The sequence below is a fragment of the Aureimonas jatrophae genome (assembly GCF_900104035.1).
Lineage (GTDB): Bacteria > Pseudomonadota > Alphaproteobacteria > Rhizobiales > Rhizobiaceae > Aureimonas > Aureimonas jatrophae.
On record NZ_FNIT01000001.1, the window covers coordinates 488,004 to 511,184 of the forward strand.

The 23,181-nt window shown below is 68.3% G+C and carries 29 protein-coding genes; 16 read left to right on the forward strand and 13 right to left on the reverse strand.

Features of this window, described 5'->3' with window-relative positions; genetic code table 11:
• Positions 1–28 precede the first annotated feature (28 nt).
• The 8 genes from BLQ76_RS02400 (at position 29) to recO (ending at position 7,307) form a co-directional block, all read left to right on the forward strand.
• Positions 29–2,233, forward strand: coding sequence for a RelA/SpoT family protein (locus tag BLQ76_RS02400; RefSeq protein WP_090668296.1), 2,205 nt, complete (start codon positions 29–31; stop codon positions 2,231–2,233).
• Positions 2,234–2,256: 23 nt separating this feature from the next.
• Positions 2,257–2,835 (forward strand): orotate phosphoribosyltransferase, encoded by a 579-nt coding sequence (pyrE, locus tag BLQ76_RS02405; RefSeq protein WP_090668299.1) that lies wholly within the window; start codon positions 2,257–2,259, stop codon positions 2,833–2,835.
• A gap of 27 nt (positions 2,836–2,862) precedes the next feature.
• Entirely contained in the window at positions 2,863–3,459 is a 597-nt protein-coding gene (locus BLQ76_RS02410; RefSeq protein ID WP_090668302.1) for a DUF2062 domain-containing protein, read from the forward strand.
• Positions 3,456–3,863 (forward strand): holo-ACP synthase, encoded by a 408-nt coding sequence (gene acpS / locus BLQ76_RS02415; protein WP_090668305.1) that lies wholly within the window; start codon positions 3,456–3,458, stop codon positions 3,861–3,863. The genes BLQ76_RS02410 and acpS overlap by 4 nt, the downstream gene beginning before the upstream one ends.
• Positions 3,864–3,963: 100 nt before the next feature.
• Positions 3,964–4,698: a signal peptidase I gene (lepB, locus tag BLQ76_RS02420; protein WP_090668308.1), complete on the forward strand. Its 735-nt coding sequence runs from the start codon at positions 3,964–3,966 to the stop codon at positions 4,696–4,698.
• The gene (gene rnc / locus BLQ76_RS02425) at positions 4,686–5,396 is read left to right on the forward strand and encodes a ribonuclease III (protein WP_090668311.1); all 711 of its coding nucleotides are present in this window, start codon (positions 4,686–4,688) and stop codon (positions 5,394–5,396) included. The genes lepB and rnc overlap by 13 nt, the downstream gene beginning before the upstream one ends.
• Before the next feature lie 85 nt (positions 5,397–5,481).
• On the forward strand, positions 5,482–6,423 hold the full coding sequence (gene era, locus BLQ76_RS02430) for a GTPase Era (RefSeq protein WP_210285758.1): 942 nt from the start codon (positions 5,482–5,484) through the stop codon (positions 6,421–6,423).
• Positions 6,424–6,569: 146 nt separating this feature from the next.
• Positions 6,570–7,307: a DNA repair protein RecO gene (recO, locus tag BLQ76_RS02435; RefSeq protein WP_090668314.1), complete on the forward strand. Its 738-nt coding sequence runs from the start codon at positions 6,570–6,572 to the stop codon at positions 7,305–7,307.
• On the opposite strand, the gene BLQ76_RS02440 is transcribed toward recO, so the two are convergent.
• From BLQ76_RS02440 to ygfZ, 3 genes are read right to left on the reverse strand one after another with little or no spacing between them, the layout of a single operon-like run.
• Positions 7,304–7,819 (reverse strand): tyrosine phosphatase family protein, encoded by a 516-nt coding sequence (locus BLQ76_RS02440; RefSeq protein WP_090668317.1) that lies wholly within the window; start codon positions 7,817–7,819, stop codon positions 7,304–7,306. The genes recO and BLQ76_RS02440 overlap by 4 nt on opposite strands.
• A complete protein-coding gene (locus BLQ76_RS02445; RefSeq protein ID WP_090668319.1) occupies positions 7,816–8,445 on the reverse strand; it encodes an HD domain-containing protein in 630 nt (209 codons plus the stop codon). The genes BLQ76_RS02440 and BLQ76_RS02445 overlap by 4 nt, the downstream gene beginning before the upstream one ends.
• 7 nt (positions 8,446–8,452) lie before the next feature.
• Entirely contained in the window at positions 8,453–9,295 is an 843-nt protein-coding gene (gene ygfZ, locus BLQ76_RS02450) for a CAF17-like 4Fe-4S cluster assembly/insertion protein YgfZ (RefSeq protein WP_090668322.1), read from the reverse strand.
• 112 nt (positions 9,296–9,407) lie between these two features.
• Between ygfZ and BLQ76_RS02455 the strand changes: the two genes are divergently transcribed.
• Complete coding sequence (locus BLQ76_RS02455) at positions 9,408–10,724, forward strand: dihydroorotase (RefSeq protein ID WP_090668324.1); 1,317 nt, start codon at positions 9,408–9,410, stop codon at positions 10,722–10,724.
• Positions 10,725–10,748: 24 nt separating this feature from the next.
• Here BLQ76_RS02455 and BLQ76_RS02460 read toward each other — a convergent pair whose 3' ends face one another.
• The 4 genes from BLQ76_RS02460 to BLQ76_RS02475 form a co-directional block, all read right to left on the reverse strand.
• Positions 10,749–11,540 carry a hypothetical protein gene (locus BLQ76_RS02460; RefSeq protein WP_090668326.1) on the reverse strand — a complete coding sequence of 264 codons (792 nt, stop codon included), beginning with the start codon at positions 11,538–11,540 and terminating at the stop codon, positions 10,749–10,751.
• A gap of 7 nt (positions 11,541–11,547) precedes the next feature.
• Entirely contained in the window at positions 11,548–11,808 is a 261-nt protein-coding gene (locus tag BLQ76_RS02465) for a hypothetical protein (RefSeq protein ID WP_090668329.1), read from the reverse strand.
• 72 nt (positions 11,809–11,880) lie between these two features.
• Complete coding sequence (locus BLQ76_RS02470) at positions 11,881–12,324, reverse strand: TIGR02301 family protein (RefSeq protein ID WP_090668332.1); 444 nt, start codon at positions 12,322–12,324, stop codon at positions 11,881–11,883.
• A 126-nt stretch (positions 12,325–12,450) separates the two neighbouring features.
• Positions 12,451–12,864 carry an NUDIX domain-containing protein gene (locus BLQ76_RS02475; protein WP_090668334.1) on the reverse strand — a complete coding sequence of 138 codons (414 nt, stop codon included), beginning with the start codon at positions 12,862–12,864 and terminating at the stop codon, positions 12,451–12,453.
• Positions 12,865–12,915: 51 nt separating this feature from the next.
• Between BLQ76_RS02475 and BLQ76_RS02480 the strand changes: the two genes are divergently transcribed.
• From BLQ76_RS02480 to BLQ76_RS02490, 3 genes are read left to right on the forward strand one after another with little or no spacing between them, the layout of a single operon-like run.
• Positions 12,916–13,611 carry an SOS response-associated peptidase gene (locus BLQ76_RS02480; protein ID WP_090668337.1) on the forward strand — a complete coding sequence of 232 codons (696 nt, stop codon included), beginning with the start codon at positions 12,916–12,918 and terminating at the stop codon, positions 13,609–13,611.
• Positions 13,612–13,623: 12 nt separating this feature from the next.
• On the forward strand, positions 13,624–14,661 hold the full coding sequence (locus BLQ76_RS02485; protein WP_090668339.1) for a M42 family metallopeptidase: 1,038 nt from the start codon (positions 13,624–13,626) through the stop codon (positions 14,659–14,661).
• A gap of 8 nt (positions 14,662–14,669) precedes the next feature.
• Positions 14,670–15,284, forward strand: coding sequence for a LysE/ArgO family amino acid transporter (locus BLQ76_RS02490; protein ID WP_090668342.1), 615 nt, complete (start codon positions 14,670–14,672; stop codon positions 15,282–15,284).
• A 3-nt stretch (positions 15,285–15,287) separates the two neighbouring features.
• On the opposite strand, the gene BLQ76_RS02495 is transcribed toward BLQ76_RS02490, so the two are convergent.
• Positions 15,288–15,491 (reverse strand): hypothetical protein, encoded by a 204-nt coding sequence (locus BLQ76_RS02495; RefSeq protein ID WP_090668345.1) that lies wholly within the window; start codon positions 15,489–15,491, stop codon positions 15,288–15,290.
• A 255-nt stretch (positions 15,492–15,746) separates the two neighbouring features.
• On the opposite strand from BLQ76_RS02495, the gene cysS reads away from it, so the two are divergent.
• The 4 genes from cysS (at position 15,747) to rarD (ending at position 19,628) form a co-directional block, all read left to right on the forward strand.
• Entirely contained in the window at positions 15,747–17,165 is a 1,419-nt protein-coding gene (cysS, locus tag BLQ76_RS02500; protein ID WP_090668347.1) for a cysteine--tRNA ligase, read from the forward strand.
• A complete protein-coding gene (gene pip, locus BLQ76_RS02505; RefSeq protein WP_210184132.1) occupies positions 17,162–18,142 on the forward strand; it encodes a prolyl aminopeptidase in 981 nt (326 codons plus the stop codon). Before cysS ends, pip begins: the two co-directional genes overlap by 4 nt.
• Positions 18,139–18,618 carry a GFA family protein gene (locus tag BLQ76_RS02510; protein ID WP_090668350.1) on the forward strand — a complete coding sequence of 160 codons (480 nt, stop codon included), beginning with the start codon at positions 18,139–18,141 and terminating at the stop codon, positions 18,616–18,618. Before pip ends, BLQ76_RS02510 begins: the two co-directional genes overlap by 4 nt.
• Before the next feature lie 83 nt (positions 18,619–18,701).
• Positions 18,702–19,628 carry an EamA family transporter RarD gene (rarD, locus tag BLQ76_RS02515; RefSeq protein ID WP_090668353.1) on the forward strand — a complete coding sequence of 309 codons (927 nt, stop codon included), beginning with the start codon at positions 18,702–18,704 and terminating at the stop codon, positions 19,626–19,628.
• Here rarD and BLQ76_RS02520 read toward each other — a convergent pair.
• The 5 genes from BLQ76_RS02520 to BLQ76_RS02540 all read right to left on the reverse strand — a co-directional run bounded on the left by BLQ76_RS02520 (position 19,625) and on the right by BLQ76_RS02540 (position 23,048).
• Positions 19,625–20,230, reverse strand: a complete 606-nt coding sequence (locus BLQ76_RS02520) for an LOG family protein (RefSeq protein ID WP_090668357.1) — start codon at positions 20,228–20,230, stop codon at positions 19,625–19,627. The genes rarD and BLQ76_RS02520 overlap by 4 nt on opposite strands.
• Positions 20,231–20,295: 65 nt before the next feature.
• Positions 20,296–20,886 carry an energy-coupling factor transporter transmembrane component T family protein gene (locus BLQ76_RS02525; protein WP_090668360.1) on the reverse strand — a complete coding sequence of 197 codons (591 nt, stop codon included), beginning with the start codon at positions 20,884–20,886 and terminating at the stop codon, positions 20,296–20,298.
• Positions 20,883–21,560, reverse strand: a complete 678-nt coding sequence (locus BLQ76_RS02530) for an energy-coupling factor ABC transporter ATP-binding protein (RefSeq protein ID WP_090668363.1) — start codon at positions 21,558–21,560, stop codon at positions 20,883–20,885. The genes BLQ76_RS02525 and BLQ76_RS02530 overlap by 4 nt, the downstream gene beginning before the upstream one ends.
• Complete coding sequence (locus tag BLQ76_RS02535; protein ID WP_090668366.1) at positions 21,557–22,120, reverse strand: biotin transporter BioY; 564 nt, start codon at positions 22,118–22,120, stop codon at positions 21,557–21,559. Before BLQ76_RS02535 ends, BLQ76_RS02530 begins: the two co-directional genes overlap by 4 nt.
• A 70-nt stretch (positions 22,121–22,190) precedes the next feature.
• Entirely contained in the window at positions 22,191–23,048 is an 858-nt protein-coding gene (locus tag BLQ76_RS02540) for a D-amino-acid transaminase (RefSeq protein WP_090668369.1), read from the reverse strand.
• Between the last annotated feature and the right edge of the window lie 133 nt (positions 23,049–23,181).

Below are 23,181 nucleotides of genomic sequence, written 5' to 3' on the forward strand. Positions count from 1 at the left end.
TTCGTCGATCGAGAGACAGCACCCCGTCATGATGCGACAGTACGAACTCGTCGAGAGCGTCGCGTCCTACAAGCCCGATCTCGACGAGGGGCTTCTGAACCGCGCCTACGTCTACGCCATGCGAAAGCACGGCGAGCAGAAGCGCGTGAACGGGGATCCGTACTTCTCGCACCCGCTCGAGGTGGCGGCGATCCTGACGCGCCTTCATCTCGACGAGGCGACGATCGCCGTGGCGCTGCTGCACGACACGATCGAGGACACCGACGCCACCCGCAAGGAGATCGACCAGATCTTCGGGCAGAAGATCGGCTCGCTGGTGGAGGGGCTGACCAAGCTCAAGCGCCTCGACCTCGTGTCCAAGAAGACCGAGCAGGCCGAGAACCTGCGCAAGCTCCTGCTCGCGGTCGCCGACGACATCCGCGTGCTTCTCGTCAAGCTCGCCGACCGTCTCCACAACATGCGCACGCTTCAGCACATGAAGCCCGAGAAGCGCGTGCGGATCGCGCAGGAGACGATGGACATCTATGCCCCGCTCGCCGGGCGCATGGGCATGCAGGACATGCGCGAGGAGCTGGAGAACCTCGCCTTCCGCCATATCAACCCGGAAGCCTACGAGACCGTGACGGCGCGGCTGGCCGAGCTTCGCGAGCGCCATGCCGGAACCATCGCGCAGATCGAGACCACACTGACCGAGCGCCTCGCCGAGAACGGCATCGAGGCGACCGTCTCGGGACGGCAGAAGAAGCCCTACTCGGTCTTCAACAAGATGCAGCGCAAGGCGCTGTCGCTGGAGCAGCTTTCCGACATCTTCGGCTTTCGCGTGATCGTCGCGACCGAGGAGGACTGCTACCGCACGCTCGGCATCGTCCACCGCACCTGGCCGCTCGTGCCGGGCCGGTTCAAGGACTACATCTCGATCCCGAAGAACAACGACTACCGATCGATCCACACCACGATCGTCGGCCCCTCGCGCCAGCGCGTCGAACTTCAGATCCGCACGCGCGAGATGCACCACATCGCCGAATACGGCATCGCGGCGCACGAGCTCTACAAGGATAATGTCGACGGCACGATCTCGAAGAACTCCAACGCCTATGCCTGGCTGCGGCAGACGATCGAGACGCTCGCCGTCGGCGGTACGCCCGAGGAGTTTCTCGAGAACACCAAGCTGGAGCTGTTCCAGGACCAGGTCTTCTGCTTCACGCCGAAGGGCCGGCTGATCGCGTTGCCGCGCGGGGCGACGCCGATCGACTTCGCCTATGCCGTGCACACCGACGTCGGCGACACCTGCGTCGGCTGCAAGATCGACGGACGCGTCATGCCGGTCGCGACGGAGCTGACCAACGGCGACGAGGTCGAGATCATCCGCTCCAAGGCCGCGACCCCGCCGGCGAGCTGGGAAAGCGTGGCGGCGACCGGCAAGGCGCGCTCCGCCATCCGGCGCGCGACCCGCCTTGCCATCCGGCGCCAGTATTGCGGCCTCGGGCAGCAGATCCTGGAGCGAAACTTCCAGCGCTCCGGCAAGGCCTTCTCGCGCGACACGCTGAAACCCTATCTCCAGAAGCTCGGCCAACGGGACGTCGACGATCTTCTGGCCGCGGTGGGGCGCGGGGAGATCGCCTCAGCCGAGGTGTTCCGGACGGTCTATCCCGACTTCCAGGATACGCGCGCGGCCCGCCCGGCGGTGCGTCCCGAACAGGACGGATGGTTCGCGCTCACGAGCGGCACGGGCCTCGTCTTCAAGCTGCCCGAGCCCGCGCAGGCGACCGGCGCGGCCAACGGGGCCTCGGTCGGTGCGCGTCCCGTCAACCTCGACCTGCCCGTCACCTTCGGGCCCGACGGCGCGGTGCCCGGCGACCGAATCGTCGGCATCCTCGATCCGGGCAAGGGGATCACGGTCTTCCCGATCCAGTCTCCCGCGCTCCAGGCCTTCGATGAGGAGCCGGAGCGCTGGATCGACGTGCGCTGGGAGCTCGACGCGCAGATGACGACGCGCTTTCCCGCCCGCATTCGCGTCTCGGCGGTCAACGAGCCCGGCTCGCTCGCCGAGATTGCCGAGACGATCGCGCTCAACGACGCCAACATCCATGCGTTGACGATGGGCGCGACGGCCCGCGACGTGTCGACCATGAACATCGAGCTGGAGGTCTGGGACCTTCAGCATCTGACCCGCACGCTCGCACAGCTGCGCGGAAAGGCTTGCGTGACCGATGTCGTTCGTGTGAACGGCTGAGCGTCTGCGTGGGGAATGGCGGCATGGATACGAACGAGGTCATCGGCATCTTCCGGGAGGCGGGCGCCTATCTCGAAGGGCACTTCATCCTGACCTCGGGATTGCGCTCGCCGATCTTCCTGCAAAAGGCGCGCGTGTTCATGCACCCGCACCTGACCGAGCGTCTGTGCCGCGCGCTGTCGCGGAAGCTGCGCGACGCCCTGCCCGATGGAGCGGACTACATCGTGGGGCCGGCGGTCGGTGGTCTCATTCCGGCCTACGAGACCTCCCGCCACTTCGGCGCGCCCGCCATCTACGTGGAACGCGAGAACGGCGAGTTTCGCCTGCGCCGGTTCGCCATCGAACCCGGCGCGCGCGTCGTCATCGTCGAGGATATCGTCACCACCGGCCTTTCGATTCGCGAGACGGTCGAATGCCTGCGGGCGTTGGGCGCCGAGGTGCTGATGGCGGGCTGCATCGTCGACCGGTCGGCGGGCAAGGCCGATGTCGGCGTGCCGCTCGTCTCGCTCGCGCAATACGAGGTGCCGGCCTATTCGCCGGATGCGCTCCCGCCCGAACTCGCCGCAATTGCGCCTACCAAGCCCGGTAGCCGCTCCCTGTGACACGCCTCTGAAAGTCCGTCCCGCATCATGCTGTTCCGGCGACGTCAGCCAGAAACCTTCGGCCAGAAGCTGCGCGGGGCGCTTTGGCCGCGTCGCTCGTGGCGACGCTCGGCCCGCTACATGCAGCGGCGCGTCCTGCGCCTGCGCGCGACGCCCCATGCGATCGCGGCCGGCATCGCGACCGGCGTCTTCTCGACCTTCACGCCGTTTATCGGCTTCCACTTCATCATCGCCTTCGCGCTGGCCTGGCTGATCCGGGGGAGCCTGGCGGGTGCCGCGCTCGGCTGCCTACTCGGCAATCCCGTCACGTTTCCGCTGATCTGGGCGTCGACCTACGAGCTTGGACGCTACGTGCTCGCGGCCGAGACGCCCGACGGACACGCTCCGGCCTCGCTCGGTCCCGCGCTCATGCGGGGCGACCTTTCGGCGGTCTGGACACCCTACCTCAAGCCCATGCTTGTCGGCTCGGTCCCGCTCGGCCTCGGCTTCGCGCTGCTGACCTACTTCGTCGTGCTCACCATGGCTCGCTCGTTCCAGGAAACGCGTCTGCGCCGCACCGCTGCCGAACGCGCGCTGGCGGCCGCGCGCGCCGCGCAACCGACGCTCAACGGGCCGCTGCCATGATCGTGGGAATCGGAAGCGACCTGATCGACATCCGGCGCATCGAGCGGACGCTGGAGCGCCACGGCCGGCGCTTCACGGATCGGGTGTTCACCGAGGTGGAGCGCGCGAAGTCCGATCGCCGCGCGCAGCGTGCCGCCTCCTACGCCAAGCGCTTCGCCGCCAAGGAGGCCTGCGCGAAGGCTCTCGGAACCGGGCTCGCGCAAGGCGTCTTCTGGCGCGACATGGGCGTCGTGAACCTGCCCGGCGGCAAGCCGACGATGCGGCTGACCGGCGGAGCGGCCGAGCGGCTGGCGCGCATTCTGCCACCGGGTCATCGCGCGGCGATCCATCTCACGATCACGGACGACCATCCGCTCGCCCAGGCCTTCGTGATCATCGAGGCGCTGCCGGCCGACGAGGCGTAAACCGTTCCGTAACGATTGCCCCGGCGCGCGCCAGCCGATACTAGGAGCGTTCGAAGCGACGGCCATGAGTCCCGTTCGCGGGCAAGAAAGACGACGGATCATGGCGGATCGGGCCATTGCGAAGGAGAAGGGCGGTTTCGGCGAGACCGTCAAGGTCATCGTGCAGGCGCTGCTCCTGGCGCTGGTGATCCGGACCGTCCTATTTCAACCCTTCTCGATCCCGTCGGGCTCGATGATGCCGACGCTTCTGATCGGCGATTACCTGTTCGTGTCGAAGTGGAGCTACGGGTTCTCGAAATACTCGATCCCGTTCTCGCCGGATCTCTTCGAGGGCCGCATCCTGGCCTCGGCGCCCGAGCGCGGCGACGTCGTCGTCTTCCGCAAGCCGAACGAGACCGACACCGACTACATCAAGCGCCTCGTGGGTCTGCCGGGCGACCGCATCCAGATGCGCGACGGCGTTCTGTTCATCAACGGGCAGGCCGTTCCGAAGGAGCCGGCGGGCACGTTCACGACCGAGACCGGCGTGCCCGTTCCCCAGTTCCGCGAGACGCTGCCGAACGGCGTCACCTACATCACCCTCGATGCAGAGACGAACTCGGTCGGCGACAACACGCGCGAGTTCGTGGTGCCCGAGGGGCATTACTTCATGATGGGCGACAATCGCGACAACTCGCTCGATTCGCGCTTCGACGTCGGCTACGTGCCGTTCGAGAACTTCGTCGGCAAGGCGCAGGTGATCTTCTTCTCGATGGAGAACGATGCCTCGCCGCTCGAGATCTGGCGTTGGCCGACCGACTTGCGACCCAGCCGCATCCTGACATGGCTCGGGTGAGGGCGCCCTCGCTCGACGAGCTGGAAGAGCGCCTGGAAATCCGGTTCAAGGACCGCGCTCGCCTCGAGCGTGCGCTGACCCATTCCAGCCTTGCCAAGGCGTCTGGAAGCCAAGCGTCGAGCTACGAGCGTCTCGAGTTCCTCGGTGATCGCGTGCTCGGTCTGTCGGTCGCCGAGAAGCTGTTCCAGCTCTACCCGAAGGCCGACGAGGGCGACCTGTCGCTGCGCCTGAACTCCTTGGTGAGCGCCGAGGCCTGTGCCGAGATCGCCGACGAGCTGGGTCTGCCGGCCTTTATCCGCCACGGCGCGGACCTGAAGCGCGCTGCCGCCAGCCGCAACCGCAACATCCGGGCCGACGTAGTGGAGGCGCTGATCGCCGCCATCTACCTCGACCACGGCCTGGAGACCGCGCGCGGCTTCGTGCTGCGGGTCTGGGGCGAGCGTCTCAACCAGGCGGCCAGCGCGCGACGCGATCCGAAGACGGCGCTGCAGGAATGGGCGCACAAGCGCGGCGGCGCGACCCCGCGCTACGAGCTGGTGGATCGCTCCGGTCCCGATCATGAGCCGGTGTTCCGCGTTCGCGCCATGATTCCCGAGGTCGACCCGGAAGAGGGGCGCGGCCGGTCCAAGCGTATCGCCGAGCAGGAGGCCGCCGAGGCGATCCTGCGGCGCGAGGGCGTCTGGGACGAAGCGTCCTGACGCCACGAGACGCTTGCCCGGCGGGCAGGGCGGCCCCATTCTCCATTCTGACATCCGTGCCGCAAGGCCGCATTCGAGAACCGATTTGACCCAAGACACCGACGAAGCCATCGTTCCCGCCACCGCAGAGGCCGCGCCGACCCGCTCGGGCTTCGTTGCGCTGATCGGCGCGCCGAACGCCGGCAAATCGACCTTGGTCAACCAGCTCGTCGGCACCAAGGTCTCGATCGTGACACACAAGGTGCAGACGACGCGTGCGCTGGTGCGCGGCATCGCGATCCGCGACCGCACGCAGATTGTCTTCGTGGATACGCCGGGTGTCTTCGCACCCAAGCGCCGGCTTGACCGCGCGATGGTGAAGACCGCCTGGGGCGGCGCGAAGGACGCCGACATCGTGCTGCCGATCGTGGACGCCGACCGCGGCATCTCGGATGAGGTGGAGGCGATCCTCGAGCGGCTGCGCGAGGTCAGGCTGCCGAAGGTCCTGCTTCTCAACAAGGTCGACCGCATGCGGCGCGACCGCCTGCTCGGTCTGACGCAGGAGATCTCGGCCAAGGGCGAGTTCGAGCGGGTGTTCATGATCTCTGCGCTCGACGGTTCGGGCTGCGACGATCTGATGGACTTTCTGGCGGCACGCCTGCCGGAAGGGCCCTGGTACTATCCGGAAGATCAGATCACCGATCTGCCGCTGCGCCAGCTGGCCGCCGAGATCACGCGCGAGAAGCTGTTCCTGCGCCTTCACCAGGAGCTGCCCTACGCCTCCACGGTCGAGACCGAACTCTGGCAGGCGCGCCCCGACGGTTCGGTGCGCGTGGAACAAACGATCTACGTCGAGCGCGACTCGCAAAAGGCGATCGTTCTCGGTCACAAGGGCGAGACGGTGAAGGCGATCGGGCAGGCGGCTCGACGCGAGATCTCGGAGGCGGCCGAGACCAAGGTTCACCTCTTCCTGTTCGTGAAGGTGCGCGAGAACTGGGGCGACGATCCCGAGCGCTACCGCGAGATGGGCCTCGACTACACACCCTGACGCGGACGTACCGGCGTGGTCGAGGCTTCGCCGTGGGTTTGTTGAAACGCGGTCCCATCAGCCTTATCTCTCTGTTTCCAAGGGAGAAACGCTCGTTCATGCGCGCCTGCGACCACGCCAAACCGATGAAGCGGCTGTAGCGGTCGATGGAATGGCGCGACCGCGGCATCGTGCTTGGCGTCCGCAAGCAGGGCGAGACCAGCGTCGTCCTGGAGTTGATGACGGCGACGCACGGCCGTCATCTCGGCCTCGTGCGTGGGGGACGCTCCCGACGCCTGCGCGCCGTGCTCCAGCCGGGCAATCTGGTGGAGGTCAACTGGCGGGCGCGGCTCGACGAGCATCTCGGCTTCATGACGGTGGAGCCGTTGGCGCTGCGCGCCGCGCTTCTTATGGAAAGCGCCATGGCGCTACAGGCGGTGCAACTTCTGGCCGCCCACGCCCGGCTTCTGCCGGAGCGGGACAACAACCCGCGCCTTTTCGCGCTGCTCGACGAGACGATCTCGCACCTCGATGAGCCGGCGCTCGGAGCGATCGGCCTGTTTCGCTTCGAGGTGGCCATGCTGGAAGAGCTCGGCTTCGGGCTCGATCTCGACAGCTGCGCGGCCGGAGGGCGCGACGACGACCTCGCCTTTGTGTCTCCGCGCACCGGTCGGGCGGTCAGCCGCGAGAAGGGCGAGCCCTATGCCGATAAGCTCCTGCCGTATCCCGCACTGCTGCGAGCCGGCCGCAACGCTCTGCCCGATGCCGACGACCTGGCCGAGGCGTTCCGCACGACCGGCTACTTCTTCGCCCGGCACGTCTGGGAGCCACGCAACCTGGTGGAGCCCGATGCGCGGCCCGCGGTCGTCGCCGCCTTTCGCCGCCGGCAGCCGGCGTTGGTCTAGAGCTCCAGCGGCAGCACGAAGGGCGTTCCGCTGAACGCGTCCTCGCCCCGGCCGATCGACCGGATAGCTTCGATCATCCGGCCCTCGCGCCCGAGGCGGCGGTCCGCCATCTCCACGAGCAGCGGGTTGGGCGTCGCGGACGGCGCGCGGCGGCGAAGCTCCTGCGCAAGCTTGCCCTCGTCGAGATCGGGATTGATCGCGCAGGCCAGGATATAGGCGGCCGCCGTCGAACGGCTGATGCCGGCCCAGCAGTGGATCGCGAGCGGCTTCGTCCGGTCCCAGGCCATGCCGAAGCGCAGGAGATCCTCAAGATGGTTCTCGCCGGGGTGGGTCAGGCCTTCGGCGGGCGCCGCGATGTCGTTCATCCCGAGGAACAGATGGCGCTCCGGCGCGATGCCGCTTGGTCGCTCCACCACCGTATCGGCATTGATCAGCGTCACGACGTCGAGCGCGCCGTGCGCGGCGACGGTGGCCGGCAGTTCCGCCAGCGAGGACACCACGAGATAGGTCATCGGGACCCGTTCCTTTGCGTTGCGAGGCTTTCCGCCTCGATCTGATGGAAACGCTCGACGAAGGCGCGTTCGACGAGGTGGGCAGGCCGGGGCGCGAACAGCGCCTCGTCCAGCGCGGCACGACGCGTCGAGCCGAACAGCGCTCGTGCCTCGAGCGCCGTGAACCCGGCGAGCAGCTTCGCCTCGTAGTGGGCGGACAGCCGATCGGCATCCTTGATGCGCTTGGCGACCGAGGCGGGAACGGCGGCGGGCAGACCGAAGCGCCGGTGTATCGCGCCCTGCAGACGAGCCTCGATCACGCGGTAGTCAGGCCCGAGAACGCTCTTGAACGGCGAGATCATGTCGCCGATCACGTATTCCGGTCCGTCGTGCAGGAGCGCCGCGAGCCGCCAACGCGGGTCCGGGTCGCCCCTCGCGACGATCTCCTCGACGACCAGCGAGTGCTGCGCGACCGAAAACGCATGATCGCCCTTGGTCTGGCCGTTCCAGCGTGCGACGCGGGCCAAACCGTGCGCGATGTCGGCGATCTCGATGTCCAGCGGGGACGGATCGAGAAGGTCGAGCCGCCGTCCCGACAGCATGCGCTGCCAGACGCGCGGCGGCTTGCGTGGCCTTGGCGCGGGCATGCGAGCCTCAGCCTTCCGGCGGGCTGTCGGCCTCGGGCAGCGTGTAGCCCGCCCAGGCCGGTACCTCGGCCTCGACCGGTACGCCGTCCGCCGACAGCTCCTGCCCGGCGGTAAGCGCGCTGGCGAGTCGATCGAGCCTGACGAGCGCGATGCCGATCTCGCCGGACGCCGAGATGACGTCGCCCAGCGGTGGCGTTCCCTCGCCCGCGAGGAGAACCGAGCCGGGCGTCAGATGCCGCTCCGCCCGCAGCACCATCAGGCGACGGCGCGCCGTGCCACGGTGCTGCATGCGCGACACGACCTCCTGACCGACATAGCAGCCCTTGCGGAAGGAAACCCCGCCGTTCTGGTCGAGAAGGACGTCGTGCGGAAACACGTCGCTTGCAGGAAAGTCGCGCTCCGCCTCGGCCACCCCGGCCGAAAGCCGCAGGCGCGCGAAGTCGCCGGCGTCGTCCGGCAGCGCTTCAGCCTGGGTACCGTACAGCCGCGCGACCCCGTCCGGGAAGCGACGGTCGGCGAGCGAGCCCTGAGGCAAGGCCTCGTCGAACACGGCGCCCACCGCCTCGTCGCTCTCGGTCAGTCCGACCTTCGAGCGGAGGCGATAGAGTTGCAGCCGCTTCAGAAGGGCTGCGCGTGCCGAGGCGGCCACGTCCAGTCGGTATCCGCCCTCGATCCGGCTAGCCAGGAAATCGAACAGGATCTTGCCCTGCGGCGTCAGCAGCGCACCGGGTCGGGCCTCGTCCGATCCGATATGCTCGACGTCGTCGGTGACGAGATTCTGCAGAAAGCCCTCGGCCTCGTCACCGGTGACGAGAAGCGTGGCGCGGTCGGGCAGGCGGACGGCGGTCATGGGCAGGTTCCGGCAGTCAAGGGCACGGATCGCGAAGGGCTCGCGATGGACGCGCCGGTCAGAGCCGGATATCTGCCGGATCGCGAACAGGAAGCAAGCATCGGGAGCCGATATGGCGCAATCCTTCGAACGCGTGCTGCGCGGCGGCACGGTGGTGAACCAGGACGGCGTCGGCATCCGCGACATCGGCATCCGAGACGGACGCATCGCCGCGATCGGGTCGATCCCCGATGGTGCGGCCGGCGAGACCGTCGACTGCACCGGCTTGCACGTCCTGCCGGGCGTGATCGACAGCCAGGTCCATTTTCGCGAGCCTGGCCCGACCCACAAGGAGGACCTGGAGACCGGTTCGCTCGCCGCCGTGATGGGCGGCGTGACCTGCGTCTTCGAGATGCCCAACACCGATCCGCTGACCACCGACGAGGCGCGGCTTGCCGACAAGATCGCGCGGGGCCGTCACCGGATGCACTGCGATTTTGCCTTCTGGGTCGGAGGCACGCGCGAGAACGCGGCCGATGTCGCCGAACTGGAGCGCCTGCCGGGCGCGGCCGGCATCAAGGTCTTCATGGGATCGAGCACCGGCTCGCTTCTGGTCGAGGACGACGAGGGGGTGCGGTCCATCCTGCGCAACACGCACCGTCGCGCCGCCTTCCATTCCGAGGACGAGTTCCGCTTGCGCGAGCGGCTCGGCGAGCGGATTGAGGGCGACCCGGCCTCGCACCCCGTCTGGCGCGACGTGGAAGCAGCGCTCAACTGCACGCGTCGCCTTGTCGGCATCGCCCGCGAGACCGGTGCGCGCATCCACGTCCTCCATATCTCGACCGCGGAGGAGATCGACTTTCTGGCCGGCCACAAGGAGGTCGCCAGCTGCGAGGCGACACCGCACCACCTGACGCTGACGGCCGACGACTACGCGCGGCTCGGAACGAAGCTGCAGATGAACCCGCCGGTGCGCGAGGCCCGTCACCGGGACGGCGTGTGGCGCGGCGTCGAGCAGGGGATCGTCGACGTGCTCGGCTCCGACCACGCGCCCCATACGCTGGACGAGAAGGCGAAGCCCTATCCGGCCTCGCCGTCGGGCATGACCGGCGTGCAGACGCTGGTGCCGGTGATGCTCGACCACGTGGCCAAGGGGCGGCTGTCGATCGAGCGCTTCGTGGACCTCACCTCGGCCGGGCCGCAGCGCCTCTTCGGTCTTCGCGCGAAGGGGCGGCTCGCGGTCGGCTACGACGCCGACCTGACGGTCGTGGACCTGAAGCGGCGCGAGACGATCCGGGATGCGTGGATCGCGTCGCGCTCGCAATGGACGCCCCATGACGGGCGCGAGGTGACCGGCTGGCCTGTCGGCACGATCGTGCGGGGGCGCCGGGTCGTGTGGGAGGGAGCGCTCGACGAGCGGGCGCAGGGAGAGCCGGCGCGGTTCGATTGATCGCCAGGGCGGGGCGGGCGGCGCTCAGTCGCCCGCGACAAAGAACTCGAAGCGCCCCTCGGGCGAGATGCCGAGTCGGTAGAAGTCGTAGGAGCCGTTGGCGAGCATGCGCTGATAGTCGCCCGCGGTCACCAGCTCGAACAGCTCGACGAGTTGCGGGTTGGTGAGCTTCGAGAGGTCGACCTGCGTGAAGTAGGGCCAGACGAAGATCTCGTCGGCGCCGTCGCCCTCCACATGGACGTGGCCGGCCTCCAGCGTTTCCAGGAGGATCGCCAGGAGCTCGACACCGTTTCCATCGCCCGAGGCGTCCTTCAGGATCTGGATCGGATCGGTCCCGTCGTCGACCAGCGACAGGGTCGTCGGATCGGCACCCGTCTGGATATAGGGACGCAGCTTCTCGACGTCGCCGCTCTTGGCGATCTCGATCAGCTTGCGGCGCAGGTCGCGCACCGGCACGGGCAGCTCGTCCTCGTTGTAGAGGATGCGCGCCGGCGGCACGTCCACCGGAGCCTGGGGCGCGGCGTCGTCCGCATCGGGATCGGGCTCGACGCTGGGTGCCGCGTTCTCGGGCGCTGCGTCGCCCGGCGCCGCGGCCGGAGGCACCGTCTCCGCCCCGGCGGGGGCCGCCGGTGCCGGAGGGGTGGCCGAGGGCGTTCCGCCGGGAACCGGGGGCAGGGGAACCGTGACGATGCCCTCGCGCGCGGGCGCGGGGTTCGCATCGTCGGGGATCTGCGAGAAGGCCGAGGCTGGGCTGGATGCGCCAAGGCACACAAGGGCGAAGGCGAGCGGCGGCCCCAGCCGGGAGATCAGCGTCACGATCCGTCTACTGAAGGGCGCGGTCGGCGCGGAACTCACCGTACTCGACCCGGCGACGTAGCGCCTCGAGAAGTTCGAGGACCTCCGACTCGCCATGCCGGCGCACCAGTTCCGTCACCGCGGTGGTGATCGCGGTCTCGGCGAGGATTTCGGTCTCGATGCCGTCGGAGATGCCGTCGGCCCACGCCTCGGCATGATACTCGGTCGCGACCTGCTTCTTCTCGGCCGCGATCATCTCGTCCAGCTCGGAACCCTGCAGATCGATCATGCCGAACCTATCCTCTTGCCGTTCGCCCGAAGCCGCGCGCGCAACGCCCGCTTTGGGAGCCTTAACGAAGTTTTAATTCCCGTACCTTGCGCTGATCTCGCGTGAAAGGTTGGCGCCCTCGCGTCGATACCTTTCCACGGCGACCGTCGCCGAAGGGGTACACTTGCGGTAGGTCGCCGCGAACGAGCGGTAACCCTGGTTGAAGCTCGCGACGAGGATACGCCGGTCGGCCTCGTTGGGCGCCTGCGCGTCCAGAAGGTCTGTCATGCGCTGCCGCCAGACCGCGGCATCCGCGTCTCCGCAGATCGTGCGCAGGAAGTGCATGGAGCCGAGAATCGTCGCGAGGCGACTCATCGGCTGCATGTAGGCGGCATTCGACGGTTGCACCGTCGGCGCGGCAGCCTCCGGCGCGGGCTTCTCCGCGGGCTGCGCAACCGCCTGCACCGGCATGCCGGTCGCGATTAACGCCGCCGCGACGATGGCTCGCCTTTGATGAAACTTGACGCGAAATCCCATAAGTGACGATTGCGATTCGAATAAGGAGAATGCAAGACGGCAACCGGACCGTCCCAGCCGATCGCCGCCGTTAAGGTTGACAGGCAAAGTGGCGCGATCGAGCGCTGGTCGGCCGGGTTTCAGCCCTTATCGCTCCGCAGCGCGTCGGATCACGCCGGCCAGACCCTCGGTGGTTTGGCCCGCCCGATCCATGGCCTCGATCTCGGCGCGTGCGAAGAAGCGCGCGTCCGCCGCATCGTCGCTCGCTTGCGGCCTTGCCGATACCGGGTCGCCCGTTCGGAACACCGTGATCACCGCATGCGCCGTCCCGTCGATCGCCTCGTGGACCTGCGACAGCTCGACCGCCGGGACGTGGATGCCGGTTTCTTCCGCGAGCTCGCGTCGCGCCGCCGCTTCCAGCCGCTCGCCCCATTCGACGCGTCCCCCCGGCAGGCTCCACAAGCCCTGGAACGGCGGGCGCGACCGCAGCACGAGAAGCGCTGCGCCGCTCGGGTCGAACACGCAAACCGAGACGCCGACGATGGGGCGTGGTGCGGACATGAATGGCGTTTCCTTCTTGCGGCGGGAGCGAACGCCGCGCCAAGAAGGGGGATGTGCCCCCGCTTCACCCTGACGTCCAGTCCCGGCGCGGTTGCGCGCGCCTTCGGTCTCGACGCGATTGAGCCCTTTCCGCCGCGCTACAACATCGCGCCGACCCAGCCGATCCTGATCGTTCACGAGGCGATGCCCGCGCCTCGCGGCCCGAAGCGTCGCGCCCAGCTCGCCCGATGGGGACTGATACCGGGCTGGGTCCGCGATCCCAGCCAACTGCCGCTCCTGTACTCCGCGCAGGCCGAGACGGCGGCCGCGCGCAACAGCTTTCGCGGAGCCCTGCGCTACCGGCGCTGCCTCGTTCCCGCGAGCGGCTTCTACGACTGGCAGCGCAGGCCGGACGGCGGACGCCAGCCTTGGTTCCTGCGCGGGGCCGGCCCGGAGCCGCTCGCCTTTGCCGGGCTTCTCGAGACTTATCTCGCCAGCGACGGCAGCGAGATCGATACCGCGGCGATCCTCACGGTTCCCGCCGCCGAGGATCTCGCGGCGATCCTGGTCCGCACGCCCGCGGTGGTCGCCGCGGCCGATACGGACCGGTGGCTTGCCTGCGCCGACTACGAGCCGGATGCGGTGGCCGACATTCTCGAGCCCGTCCCGGTCGGCACGTTCGACGCGGTGGCCGTTTCGGACCGGATCAATTCGGTTGCCAACATGGGGCCCGCGGTGCAGGAGGAAGTGCTTCCGCGCGATCCTTGAACGAGCCCGTCCATGAACATCGATCTTCTGCGCCGCCTGTGCGAGACCCCGGGCGTTCCCGGCCACGAGCACCGGGTGCGAGCCTTGATCGAACAGGAAGCGCAGGGTCTGTTCGACGAGATCGAGACCGATGCGATGGGCTCGCTGATCTGCACGCGAAAGGGCGAGGGGGCGGATCCCGAGCGCATCCTTCTCGCCTGCCACATGGACGAGATCGGCTTCCTGGTGAGCCACGTGAGCGAGAAGGGATTCATCCACGTCTCGCCGGTCGGCGGCTTCGACCCACGCAACCTCTTCTCGCGTCGCGTTCTCGTCTGCACGGATCGGGGCGACCACGAGGGCGTCATGATGGCGGAGGGCAAGCCGGTCCACATCCAGGCGCCAGAAGACCGCAAGAAGGTCCCCGAGCCCACCGACTTCTTTATCGACATCGGCATGGGCGCCGCGACGCGCGAGCACGTGCGGGTCGGCGACTTCGTGGTCATGGACGAGCCGCTCGTCGAGATGGGCGAGCGTATCGTCTCCAAGGCCCTCGACAACCGTATCGCCTGCTGGCTCGGCCTCGAGGTGGCCCGTCGCCTGCGGGACGAGAAGCGGGGCCATCGGTGCCAACTGACCGTCGCCTTCACTTCGCAGGAGGAGGTGGGCCTGCGTGGTGCTAAGACCGTCGCCTACCGCATGCGACCCCATGTCGGCATCGGCGTCGATGTCACGCTCGCCTGCGACACGCCGGGCGTTCCCGACCGCGATCGCACGACCGAGCTCGGCAAGGGCGCCGGCTTGCACCTCAAGGACGGCTCCTTCATCGCCGATCGCGAGCTGACCCTGGAGTTCGAGCGAATCGCCCAGGAGGAATCCATACCGGTGCAGCGCACGATCCTCGGCGGTGGCGGCATGGACGGCGCCTCGCTTCAGCAGGCCGCGACCGGTGCGCGCGCGATCGGCATCGTCGTCGGCACGCGCTACATCCACACGGTGGCCGAGATGATCGACCGGACCGACGTGCAGGCTGCGCTCGATCTTCTGACGGCCTACGTCGCACGCCACTAGACGCGTCGATGCTCGACCCTCTGCTGCGCGGATTTCTGTCCGGTGGTGCGCTGATCGTGGCGATCGGCGCGCAGAATGCCTTCGTCTTGGAGCGAGGGCTCGCGCGATCGCATGTGCTGGCGGTCTGTCTGATCTGCGCCCTGTCGGACGCCGTGCTGATCGCGGCCGGCGTCGGCGGCTTAGGCTCGCTGATCGTCAGCCGGCCGGCACTGATCGCATGGGTGACGATCGGCGGCGCGCTGTTTCTCTTCAGCTATGCGGCGTTGGCCTCCAAGCGAGCCTTGCGCCCGGCCGCGCTGCTCCTGCGGGGTGGCCGCGACATGGCGCTGGGAAGCGTGGTCACGACCTGCCTCGCGCTGACCTTCCTCAACCCGCACGTTTATCTCGATACGGTGGTGCTCTTGGGAAGCTTGTCGGCCCGATACGGCGCCACCGACGGTCGCCTCCTGTTCGCGCTCGGCGCGATGGCGGCCTCGTTCACGTGGTTCTTCGCCCTGGGCTACGGCGCGCGCCTGCTCGCGCCGCTTTTCGCGAAACCGGCCGCATGGCGGGTTCTCGACGCGGTAATCGCCGTCGTCATGGCGGCGCTTGGGCTTAGTCTGCTCCTGAGCCTTCGAAGCTGATCGCTAGTTGCGGCCGTTGCCGTTGGCTGCCGCGTTGCGCGTGGCGAGCGCGGGCGTCTTGCGCTTGGCCGGCAGCGACAGGTTGGCGGCGGCGGCTGCAATCGCCGCGATGCCGATCTTCCGGTAGTTGCCGAGAAGGTTGGCTTCGCGCTCGCGCTCTTGTTTCGAGCGGAAGGTGACGTTCGATTTGGTGACGTGAGGGGTCATGCGGGTTCTCCTGTAGGGGGGGAATGGCCGTCACATTGCGTCGGATTGGGGGCAGAAATGCTTCCAATCTTGGGATCTATACTTAACAAAAGGTTGCTGTCCCGACATGTTGCGTGACTGCTACATGTTGCAGCGCGATATAGTCTTGGTCGCGATGCAAATTCTTATCGCGACAGCGAACGCGTCCGGTTTGTGGGACGGCGGGTTTGCCTGTAGCACGGACACCGGACACAGCGGCATGCGGGAACGGACTACGTGGACGACGGCGATCGGGGCCTGAAGCTCTTCAACACCATGACGCGGCGCAAGGCGGCGTTGCGCCCGCTGGACTGGCGAAACGGCGCGAGCGATCCGAAGCTGCGCATGTATGTCTGCGGTCCCACCGTCTACGACGAGGCCCATATCGGCAACGCGCGTCCGGTGATCGTCTTCGACGTCCTGTTTCGCCTGCTGCGCCACCTCTACGGACCGGCGCACGTCACCTACGTCCGCAACATCACGGACGTCGACGACAAGATCAACGCGCGCGCGGCGCGCGACTTTCCCGGGCTCGAACTCAACGACGCGATCCGTCGCGTCACCGAGCGCACCGCCGACCAGTTCCACCGGGACGTTGCTGCGCTAGGCTGTCTTGCGCCCAGCTTCGAGCCGCGAGCGACCGAGTTCGTGGTGCCGCGCGGCGATGGAGGGCCCGACATGGTCTCGATGATCGGGTCGCTGATCGAGCGCGGCCATGCCTACGAGGCGGCGGGCGAGGTCCTGTTCTCGGTTCGCTCCATGCCGGACTACGGTGCCCTCTCGCGTCGCAACCTCGACGACCAGCAGGCGGGCGCGCGCGTCGCCGTGGAGGCGCACAAGCGCGATCCGGCCGACTTCGTGCTCTGGAAGCTGTCGGACGAGAACGAGCCGGGTTGGCCGAGCCCGTGGGGGCGAGGGCGTCCTGGCTGGCACATCGAGTGCTCGGTGATGAGCGAAGCCTATCTCGGCCAGACCTTCGACATCCATGGCGGCGGGCTCGACCTCATCTTCCCACACCACGAGAACGAGATCGCCCAGTCGCGTTGCGCCCACGGCACGCACGCCATGGCCGAGATCTGGATGCACAACGGCTTCCTGCAGGTCGAGGGCCGCAAGATGTCGAAGTCGCTCGGCAACTTCCATACGATCCGCGAGGTCCTGGAGACCGACAAGGTCGGCGGTCGCAGCTGGCCCGGCGAGGCGGTGCGGCTGGCGATGCTGAAGACGCACTACCGCGAGCCGATCGACTTCACCGCCGCGCGGCTGGAGGAGGCCGTGCGCGAGCTGGACCGATGGGAGCGGATGGCCGAGGGCGCGACAAGCGACGCGGTGATCGACGACCAGTTCCTCGACTGCCTGCGCGACGATCTCTCGGTGAGCGGCGCGATCGCGCGCACCCACGAACTGTTCGACGCGGGGCAGGCCGCCAGCGCGCTCACCGGCCTGCGGCTGATCGGCATCGATCCCGTTCGACAAGCGGCGATCGGCGCGGACGTCGAGCGTCGGATCGCCGCTCGGCTCGACCTCCTGCGCGCGCGGGACTTCGCGGCCGCCGACCAGATCCGCGATGAACTCGCCGCCGAGGGCGTGCTCCTGAAGGACGGCAAGGATCCCGCGACAGGAGAGCGCGTCACGACCTGGGAGCTGCGGAGGTGAGTGCCGCGCTGCGCACGCTCTACCCGCCCATCCAGCCGTTCCGCACGGAACGGCTGCCGGTGGGCGAGGGGCACGAGTTGTATGTCGAGTGCTGCGGCAACCCGGCCGGCCAGCCGATCCTGTTTCTGCACGGCGGGCCGGGGAGCGGCAGCAGCCCGAACCATCGCCGCTTGTTCGATCCCGCGCACTACCGGATCATCCTGTTCGACCAGCGGGGTTGCGGGCGCTCCTCGCCGCTCGGCTCGCTGCACGCTAACACGACAACCGATCTCGTCGCCGACATCGAGCGGTTGCGGCTTCATTTCCGGATCGAGCGCTGGATGGTGTTCGGCGGATCGTGGGGCTCGACGCTGGCGCTCGCCTATGGCGAGGCCTACCCCGATCGCGTCGAGGCGATGGTGCTGCGCGGCATCTTCACGGGGCGGCGCGCGGAGCTCGACTGGTATTATCGCGAGGGCGCGAGCCGCTTGTTTCCCGACGAGTGGGAACGCTTCCTCGCCCCGCTCGCCCCCGCCGCCCGCCATGATCCGATCCGGGGGTATCATCCGTTGCTGACGAGTCCCGATCCGCAGGTTCGGGCTCGCGCCGCACGCGCCTGGACCGACTGGGAAGCGCGCACCGTTTCGACGCGCCCGCCCGGCCTGCCGCTTCCGCCCGGCGTCGCCGCCAGCGATGCGGCGGTGGCCTTCGCCCGGATCGAGAACCATTTCTTCGTCAACGATCTGTGGCTGCGAGAGGGACAGTTGGTCGAGGAGGCCGGTCGGTTGGCCGGGATCCCCGGCATCATCGTCCAAGGGCGCTACGACGTCGTGACGCCGCCCGTCACCGCCTTTGACCTGCATCGTGCGTGGCCGGGCTCGGAACTCCAGATCGTCGAGGACGCGGGACACGCCTTCTCCGAGCCGGGGACGCTGGATCGGCTCATCCGCGCGACCGACCGCCTGCGCCAGTTCCGACCCGTGGAGCCCGCCTCATGACGCTCGACAACAAGCCCGTCCGCTCCGGCGGATGCCAATGCGGCGCCGTCCGCTTCCGCCTGGAAGGCGCGCCCGCCCACTCCTCGGTCTGCCACTGCCGCATGTGTCAGAAGGCGTTCGGCGCGCTCTACGCACCGCTTCTCAACGTCGGGGAGGCGACGCTGACCTGGACTCGGGGCGAGCCGGCGCGCTTCCGGTCGTCGAGCCATGTACGTCGCGGCTTCTGCTCGGCCTGCGGCACGCCTCTCACCTACGAGGCGCCGAACGGCATCGCGCTGGCCATCGGCGCCTTCGACGATCCGAGCGATCTGGCGCCCTCGATCCAGTTCGGTGTCGAGGGAAAGTTGCCCTACGTCGATCGTGTGCCGCAGCTCCCGGTCTCGACGACCGACGAGGACGCAGCCTCGACGCAGGACAGCTGGATGAAGGAGATCCGCTCGTTCCAGCATCCGGACCACGATACGCCCGAGCCCTAGGTGTGCGGGAATCCGGGTGTCGCCGCCCCGCGCGATAGGCTAGGTCCAGCGCAGCGCCGGACCTTTGACGAGCGAGACTTCGCATGATCCCCGAACCCGATGCCAGCCAGACGCGGCGTGGCCTTGCCTACGCCTTGGGGGCGTTCCTGATCTGGGGTCTCGTCCTGCCGATCTACCTGAAGGGGCTGGCCCACGTCTCGCCGCTGGAGGTGCTCGCGCATCGCGTTCTGTGGTCGATTCCGCTTGCGGTCGCGATCCTGGCGGTGGCGGGGACCCTCGATCGTTTCCCCCGCCTCCTGCGACCGCGCATCGTGCTCATGGCGGCGCTGACCGCCTCGCTGATCTCGGTGAACTGGGGGGTGTATATCTGGGCGATCGCCAACGGGCACGGCATCGAGGCGGCGCTCGGCTATTACGTCAACCCATTGATCAACGTGCTCCTCGGCATGGCCTTTCTCGGAGAGCGACCGAGCCGTCTGCAGGGCGCGGCGATCTTGTTGGCCACTTTCGGCGTCGGCATCCTCACGTTCGAGAGCGGCGGCCTGCCGTGGGTGTCGCTGGCGCTCGCGCTCAGCTTCGGTTTCTATGGCCTGCTTCGCAAGACGTTGCCGTTCGAGGCGACGGAGGGCTTCCTGCTGGAAGTCGTGATCCTCTTCGTACCGGCGCTGGCGGTCCTGTTCCATGTCTCGGGGCGGGGGGAAACGCGCTTCGGCGCCGACACCGTCGATACGGTTCTGCTGGTCGGCACCGGCGTCGTGACCGCCGTGCCGCTGATCCTCTATGCCGCGGGCGCCCGGCTTTTGCCCTATACGACGATCGGCCTTCTTCAGTACCTGTCGCCGACGCTCATCTTCCTGACCGCTGTGTTCATCTTCGGTGAGCCGTTCGGCTTCTGGCAGGGCGTCAGCTTCGCCTTTATCTGGGCCGGGCTGGCGCTCTACACCGCCGCGATGTTGCGCGGGCGACGCGGCGCGCCCGCCGCGTCCATCCCGGTGGAAGAGAGAGCCTAGAGGCGTTCGATCACCGCCGGCGCGGCTTCGGCGGCGCTGGCGGGTGCGGCGGCTTCGATCAGGGGCAGAAGATCCTCCACGCGGTCCGCCACGATCGGGCGCACCATATGGCCGGTGTGAATGAAGCCGGCCTCGCGCATGTGGTCGAGAAGGCTCGCGAACGGATCCCAGAAGCCGCCGACATTGGCGATCGCGATCGGCTTGCGGTGCCGCCCGAGCTGGCTCCACGTCATGATCTCGACCAGCTCCTCGAGCGTGCCGATGCCGCCCGGCAGCGCCACGAAGGCGTCGGAGCGCTCGAACATCTTGTGCTTGCGCTCGTGCATGTCCTCGGTAACGACGAGTTCGTCGAGCCGCTTCAGCTCGCTGGCCGTCGCTTCCATGTCGATCAGGAAGCGCGGAATGATGCCCGTCACCTGACCGCCGGCGCGGATCACCGCTTCCGAAACGGCACCCATGATGCCACGCGTGCCGCCGCCGTAGATCAGGCGGATGCCGGCCTGGCCCATCAGCGTGCCGAGCGTTTCCGCCGCTTGGATATAGGAGGGATCGCGGCCCGGAGAGGAGCCGCAGTAGACGCAAAGGGAACGAATCGATGTCATGAGGGCAAGGTCGGTCGCCGGGGCGTTCCGGTCAAGGACGTCGCGGTGAATTCGACAGTCCGCGCTCAGCTGCGCGCATCGATCGCCTCGGCGATCTCGTCGGCCATCTTGAACAGGCGCACGACGAGCGGGACCGCAAGGGCGATAGCCGAGCGGTCGAGACCTCGAGCCGCCTGCGCCTCGCGGATCTCGCTCGCGAGCGACGCGAGCACCGGCACGAAGCGGATCGCCAGTGAGACGGCCAGGCCGACCCGTGCCGGGTCGATGCCGAACGGGCGCAGGCAGGGCGCGACCAGACGCTCGACCGCATCGGCGATATCGGACGGCCGCGTCGTGGCAGCGGCCAGCGCGGCCATGAGCAGCAACGCGGCCAGTCGCGAGCCGAAGAGCAGCGCGGCCATGGGCCCTGCGAACCAGAGCTGGAAACCCGCGACGAGAACGACGATCGGCAGGCTGGCTCGAAGGGTCCGCCCCGCCGAGCGCCGGCCCAGTGTCATGGCGGTGGCTGCTACCGACAGAACCAGCGCTCCCAGCGACAGCCATACGGACGGAATCAGGAAGAGAAGCGTGCCGGCGAGCGCGAGGCCGGCCAGCTTGGCACCGGCGGGCAAGCGGTGCGCCAGCGTCGATCCGGGTCGGTAGACGTCGGCGATCATGCGTCGGCCAGCCGGCGATAAGCGGCAAGGGCTTCGGCTGGGCCGGCGTCGCAGGCCAGACGTCCCCCGTCGAAGACGAGCACCCTGTCGAAGCCGTCCAGAAGCGCGAGGTCGTGCGTCGCGAGCACGATCGGTCGCCCCGCCGCTTCCACCGCCGCCATCACGCGGCGCGTATTGCGCCGGTCGAGCAGCGTCGTCGGCTCGTCGAGAACCAGAAGGCGGGGCTCCAGAACCAGGATGCCCGCCAGCGCCACGAGTTGCCGTTCGCCCCCCGACAACTCGTGCGTCAGGCGGTCTTCGAAGCCCGACAGTCCGAAGCGATCGAGCATTGCGGCAACCCTGGCGGCGATTTCCGGCTTCGGAACCCCCCGGTTTCGCAGGCCGAACGCCAGATCTTCGGCGACGCTGGGATAAACGATCTGATGGTCGGGGTTCTGGAACAGGAAGCCGACGCTCCGGCGCACCGCCTTCGTATCGGCGATGGTGTCGAGCCCGAAGACGCGCACCCGGCCCGCGCTCGGCAGCAGCAGCCCGTTCAGAAGGCGCGCGAAGCTGGACTTGCCGGAGCCGTTGGCGCCCACGATGCCGATGCGCGGCTCGACCAGATGCAGGTCGAGACCGCGCAGCACCTGTCGGCCGCCGCGCTCCACCGCGACACCGCTGAGTTCGATCATCCGATCCGGCGCGCCGACCGGCGACCGATCAACGGGTAGCTGTTCGATACGGCGACCATCACGGCGGCGGCGAGGGCGGCCTTGATCAGGTCTCCCGGCAGGAAGGCCACCGACCCCCAAGCGGCGGTCGCAAGGGGAGCGCCGGTGACCACGGAGATGCCGGGGATGCCGCAGGCGTAGAGAACCAGGATGCCGCCGGTCGCCGCCGCCAGAAAGGCGGACACGAAATGAAGCCGCGGCAGGAAGCGCTCGGTGACAAGTCCGGTCACGAAGGCCGCTGGCAGCCAGCCGAGGAAGAAGCCGACCGTCGGGCCGGCCAAGACCGCGATGCCGCCCCGTCCGCCCGACAGAAGCGGCAGGCCCGCGAGCACGATCACCATGAACAGAAGGATCGCCAGCGTACCGCGCCGTGCTCCGAGCAGCCCGCCCGCCAGCATCACGCCCATGGACTGGGCGGTGATGGGCACGTTGATGACCGGCACATTCAGAGCCGGAAAGACCCCGAGTACGGCCATCAGTGCGGCGAACAGGGCGATATGCACGATGTCGCGAGTGGTCACGCGGGACTCCCGAATGCGTTGAGGCGCGATCAGGGCTCTAGCTCGTGTCGCAAGCGGCGTCGAGCGTCGGTCAGATCGCGGTGCGCATCGCCTCGTCGAGATACACGCGGCGCAGACGACGAGCGAGGTCGCCCGGCCGCCCGTCGCCGACCCGCACGCCGTCGATCTCGACCACAGCGGTCACGAAGGCGCCCGCCGAGGTGATGAACGCTTCGCGCGCGCCCTGCGCCTCCTCCACCGTGAAGGGCCGCTCCTCGATCGCCAGACCGGCTTCCGCCGCGCCGTGCAGCACGGCGCTGCGGGTGATGCCGGGCAGGATCGAGCGCGACAGCGAAGGCGTCACGATCGTCCCGTCCTGTGTGAGGATATACGCGTTGTTCGAGGAGCCCTCCGTCACGAATCCGTTCTCGGTCATCCAGACATCGTCGAAACCATCGCGGCGAGCCTGCGACTTCGCCATCGACGCGTAGAGGAGCTGCGTGGTCTTGATGTCACGGCGGCCCCAGCGAAGATCGGGCGCGACCGCGACGCGCAGGCCACGCTCGGCCTCGGGCGATTCGAGCGAGGCACGGGTCTGCGTGAAGAGCACGAGGCCCGGACCCGTCTCCGCCGGTGGCCAGATGAAGTCGCGGTCCGCCGCTCCGCGCGACACCTGCAGGTAGACGCTGCCGAGATCGATGCCGTTGCGACGGACGAGCTCACGGTGCAGCGCGAGCAACTCGTCGTCGCCGGCGGGCGACGCCATGTCGAGTTCGGCAAGCGACCGGCGCAGCCGGGCCTGGTGCGCCGCATAGTCCACGAGCTTGCCGCCGATCACGGCGGTCACCTCGTAGACCGCGTCGGCAAACAGGAAGCCCCGGTCGAAGACCGAAATCCGGGCGTCCGCTTCCGGAACGAACTCGCCGTTGACGAAGACGGTGCGCGACATGACTTCTCCTTCAGGCCGACAGGACCTGCGGGAGCTTCTAGCGGTCCGGCCCAAAGACCGGAAGCAGCGAAAACCGGCGCCTCGACCCCGCTTGCTGGTTGCGAGGGCGTGGGGCGGCGGCTAGGCCAGGGGT

Excerpts from the sequence above, each read along its gene's own strand:
- ygfZ (WP_090668322.1), bottom strand. The coding sequence starts at position 9,295 with ATGACCGCCGTCCGCCTGCCCGACCGCGCCACGCTTCTCGTCACCGGT.
- acpS (WP_090668305.1), top strand. The coding sequence starts at position 3,456 with ATGATCGTGGGAATCGGAAGCGACCTGATCGACATCCGGCGCATCGAG.
- recO (WP_090668314.1), top strand. The coding sequence starts at position 6,570 with ATGGAATGGCGCGACCGCGGCATCGTGCTTGGCGTCCGCAAGCAGGGC.
- pyrE (WP_090668299.1), top strand. The coding sequence starts at position 2,257 with ATGGATACGAACGAGGTCATCGGCATCTTCCGGGAGGCGGGCGCCTAT.
- rnc (WP_090668311.1), top strand. The coding sequence starts at position 4,686 with ATGGCTCGGGTGAGGGCGCCCTCGCTCGACGAGCTGGAAGAGCGCCTG.
- BLQ76_RS02400 (WP_090668296.1), top strand. The coding sequence starts at position 29 with ATGATGCGACAGTACGAACTCGTCGAGAGCGTCGCGTCCTACAAGCCC.
- BLQ76_RS02475 (WP_090668334.1), bottom strand. The coding sequence starts at position 12,864 with ATGTCCGCACCACGCCCCATCGTCGGCGTCTCGGTTTGCGTGTTCGAC.
- BLQ76_RS02495 (WP_090668345.1), bottom strand. The coding sequence starts at position 15,491 with ATGACCCCTCACGTCACCAAATCGAACGTCACCTTCCGCTCGAAACAA.
- BLQ76_RS02465 (WP_090668329.1), bottom strand. The coding sequence starts at position 11,808 with ATGATCGATCTGCAGGGTTCCGAGCTGGACGAGATGATCGCGGCCGAG.
- BLQ76_RS02525 (WP_090668360.1), bottom strand. The coding sequence starts at position 20,886 with ATGATCGCCGACGTCTACCGACCCGGATCGACGCTGGCGCACCGCTTG.
- BLQ76_RS02485 (WP_090668339.1), top strand. The coding sequence starts at position 13,624 with ATGAACATCGATCTTCTGCGCCGCCTGTGCGAGACCCCGGGCGTTCCC.
- BLQ76_RS02510 (WP_090668350.1), top strand. The coding sequence starts at position 18,139 with ATGACGCTCGACAACAAGCCCGTCCGCTCCGGCGGATGCCAATGCGGC.
- lepB (WP_090668308.1), top strand. The coding sequence starts at position 3,964 with ATGGCGGATCGGGCCATTGCGAAGGAGAAGGGCGGTTTCGGCGAGACC.
- BLQ76_RS02480 (WP_090668337.1), top strand. The coding sequence starts at position 12,916 with ATGTGCCCCCGCTTCACCCTGACGTCCAGTCCCGGCGCGGTTGCGCGC.
- BLQ76_RS02490 (WP_090668342.1), top strand. The coding sequence starts at position 14,670 with ATGCTCGACCCTCTGCTGCGCGGATTTCTGTCCGGTGGTGCGCTGATC.
- BLQ76_RS02410 (WP_090668302.1), top strand. The coding sequence starts at position 2,863 with ATGCTGTTCCGGCGACGTCAGCCAGAAACCTTCGGCCAGAAGCTGCGC.
- BLQ76_RS02540 (WP_090668369.1), bottom strand. The coding sequence starts at position 23,048 with ATGTCGCGCACCGTCTTCGTCAACGGCGAGTTCGTTCCGGAAGCGGAC.
- rarD (WP_090668353.1), top strand. The coding sequence starts at position 18,702 with ATGATCCCCGAACCCGATGCCAGCCAGACGCGGCGTGGCCTTGCCTAC.
- BLQ76_RS02445 (WP_090668319.1), bottom strand. The coding sequence starts at position 8,445 with ATGCCCGCGCCAAGGCCACGCAAGCCGCCGCGCGTCTGGCAGCGCATG.
- BLQ76_RS02440 (WP_090668317.1), bottom strand. The coding sequence starts at position 7,819 with ATGACCTATCTCGTGGTGTCCTCGCTGGCGGAACTGCCGGCCACCGTC.
- BLQ76_RS02520 (WP_090668357.1), bottom strand. The coding sequence starts at position 20,230 with ATGACATCGATTCGTTCCCTTTGCGTCTACTGCGGCTCCTCTCCGGGC.
- BLQ76_RS02530 (WP_090668363.1), bottom strand. The coding sequence starts at position 21,560 with ATGATCGAACTCAGCGGTGTCGCGGTGGAGCGCGGCGGCCGACAGGTG.
- BLQ76_RS02470 (WP_090668332.1), bottom strand. The coding sequence starts at position 12,324 with ATGGGATTTCGCGTCAAGTTTCATCAAAGGCGAGCCATCGTCGCGGCG.
- BLQ76_RS02455 (WP_090668324.1), top strand. The coding sequence starts at position 9,408 with ATGGCGCAATCCTTCGAACGCGTGCTGCGCGGCGGCACGGTGGTGAAC.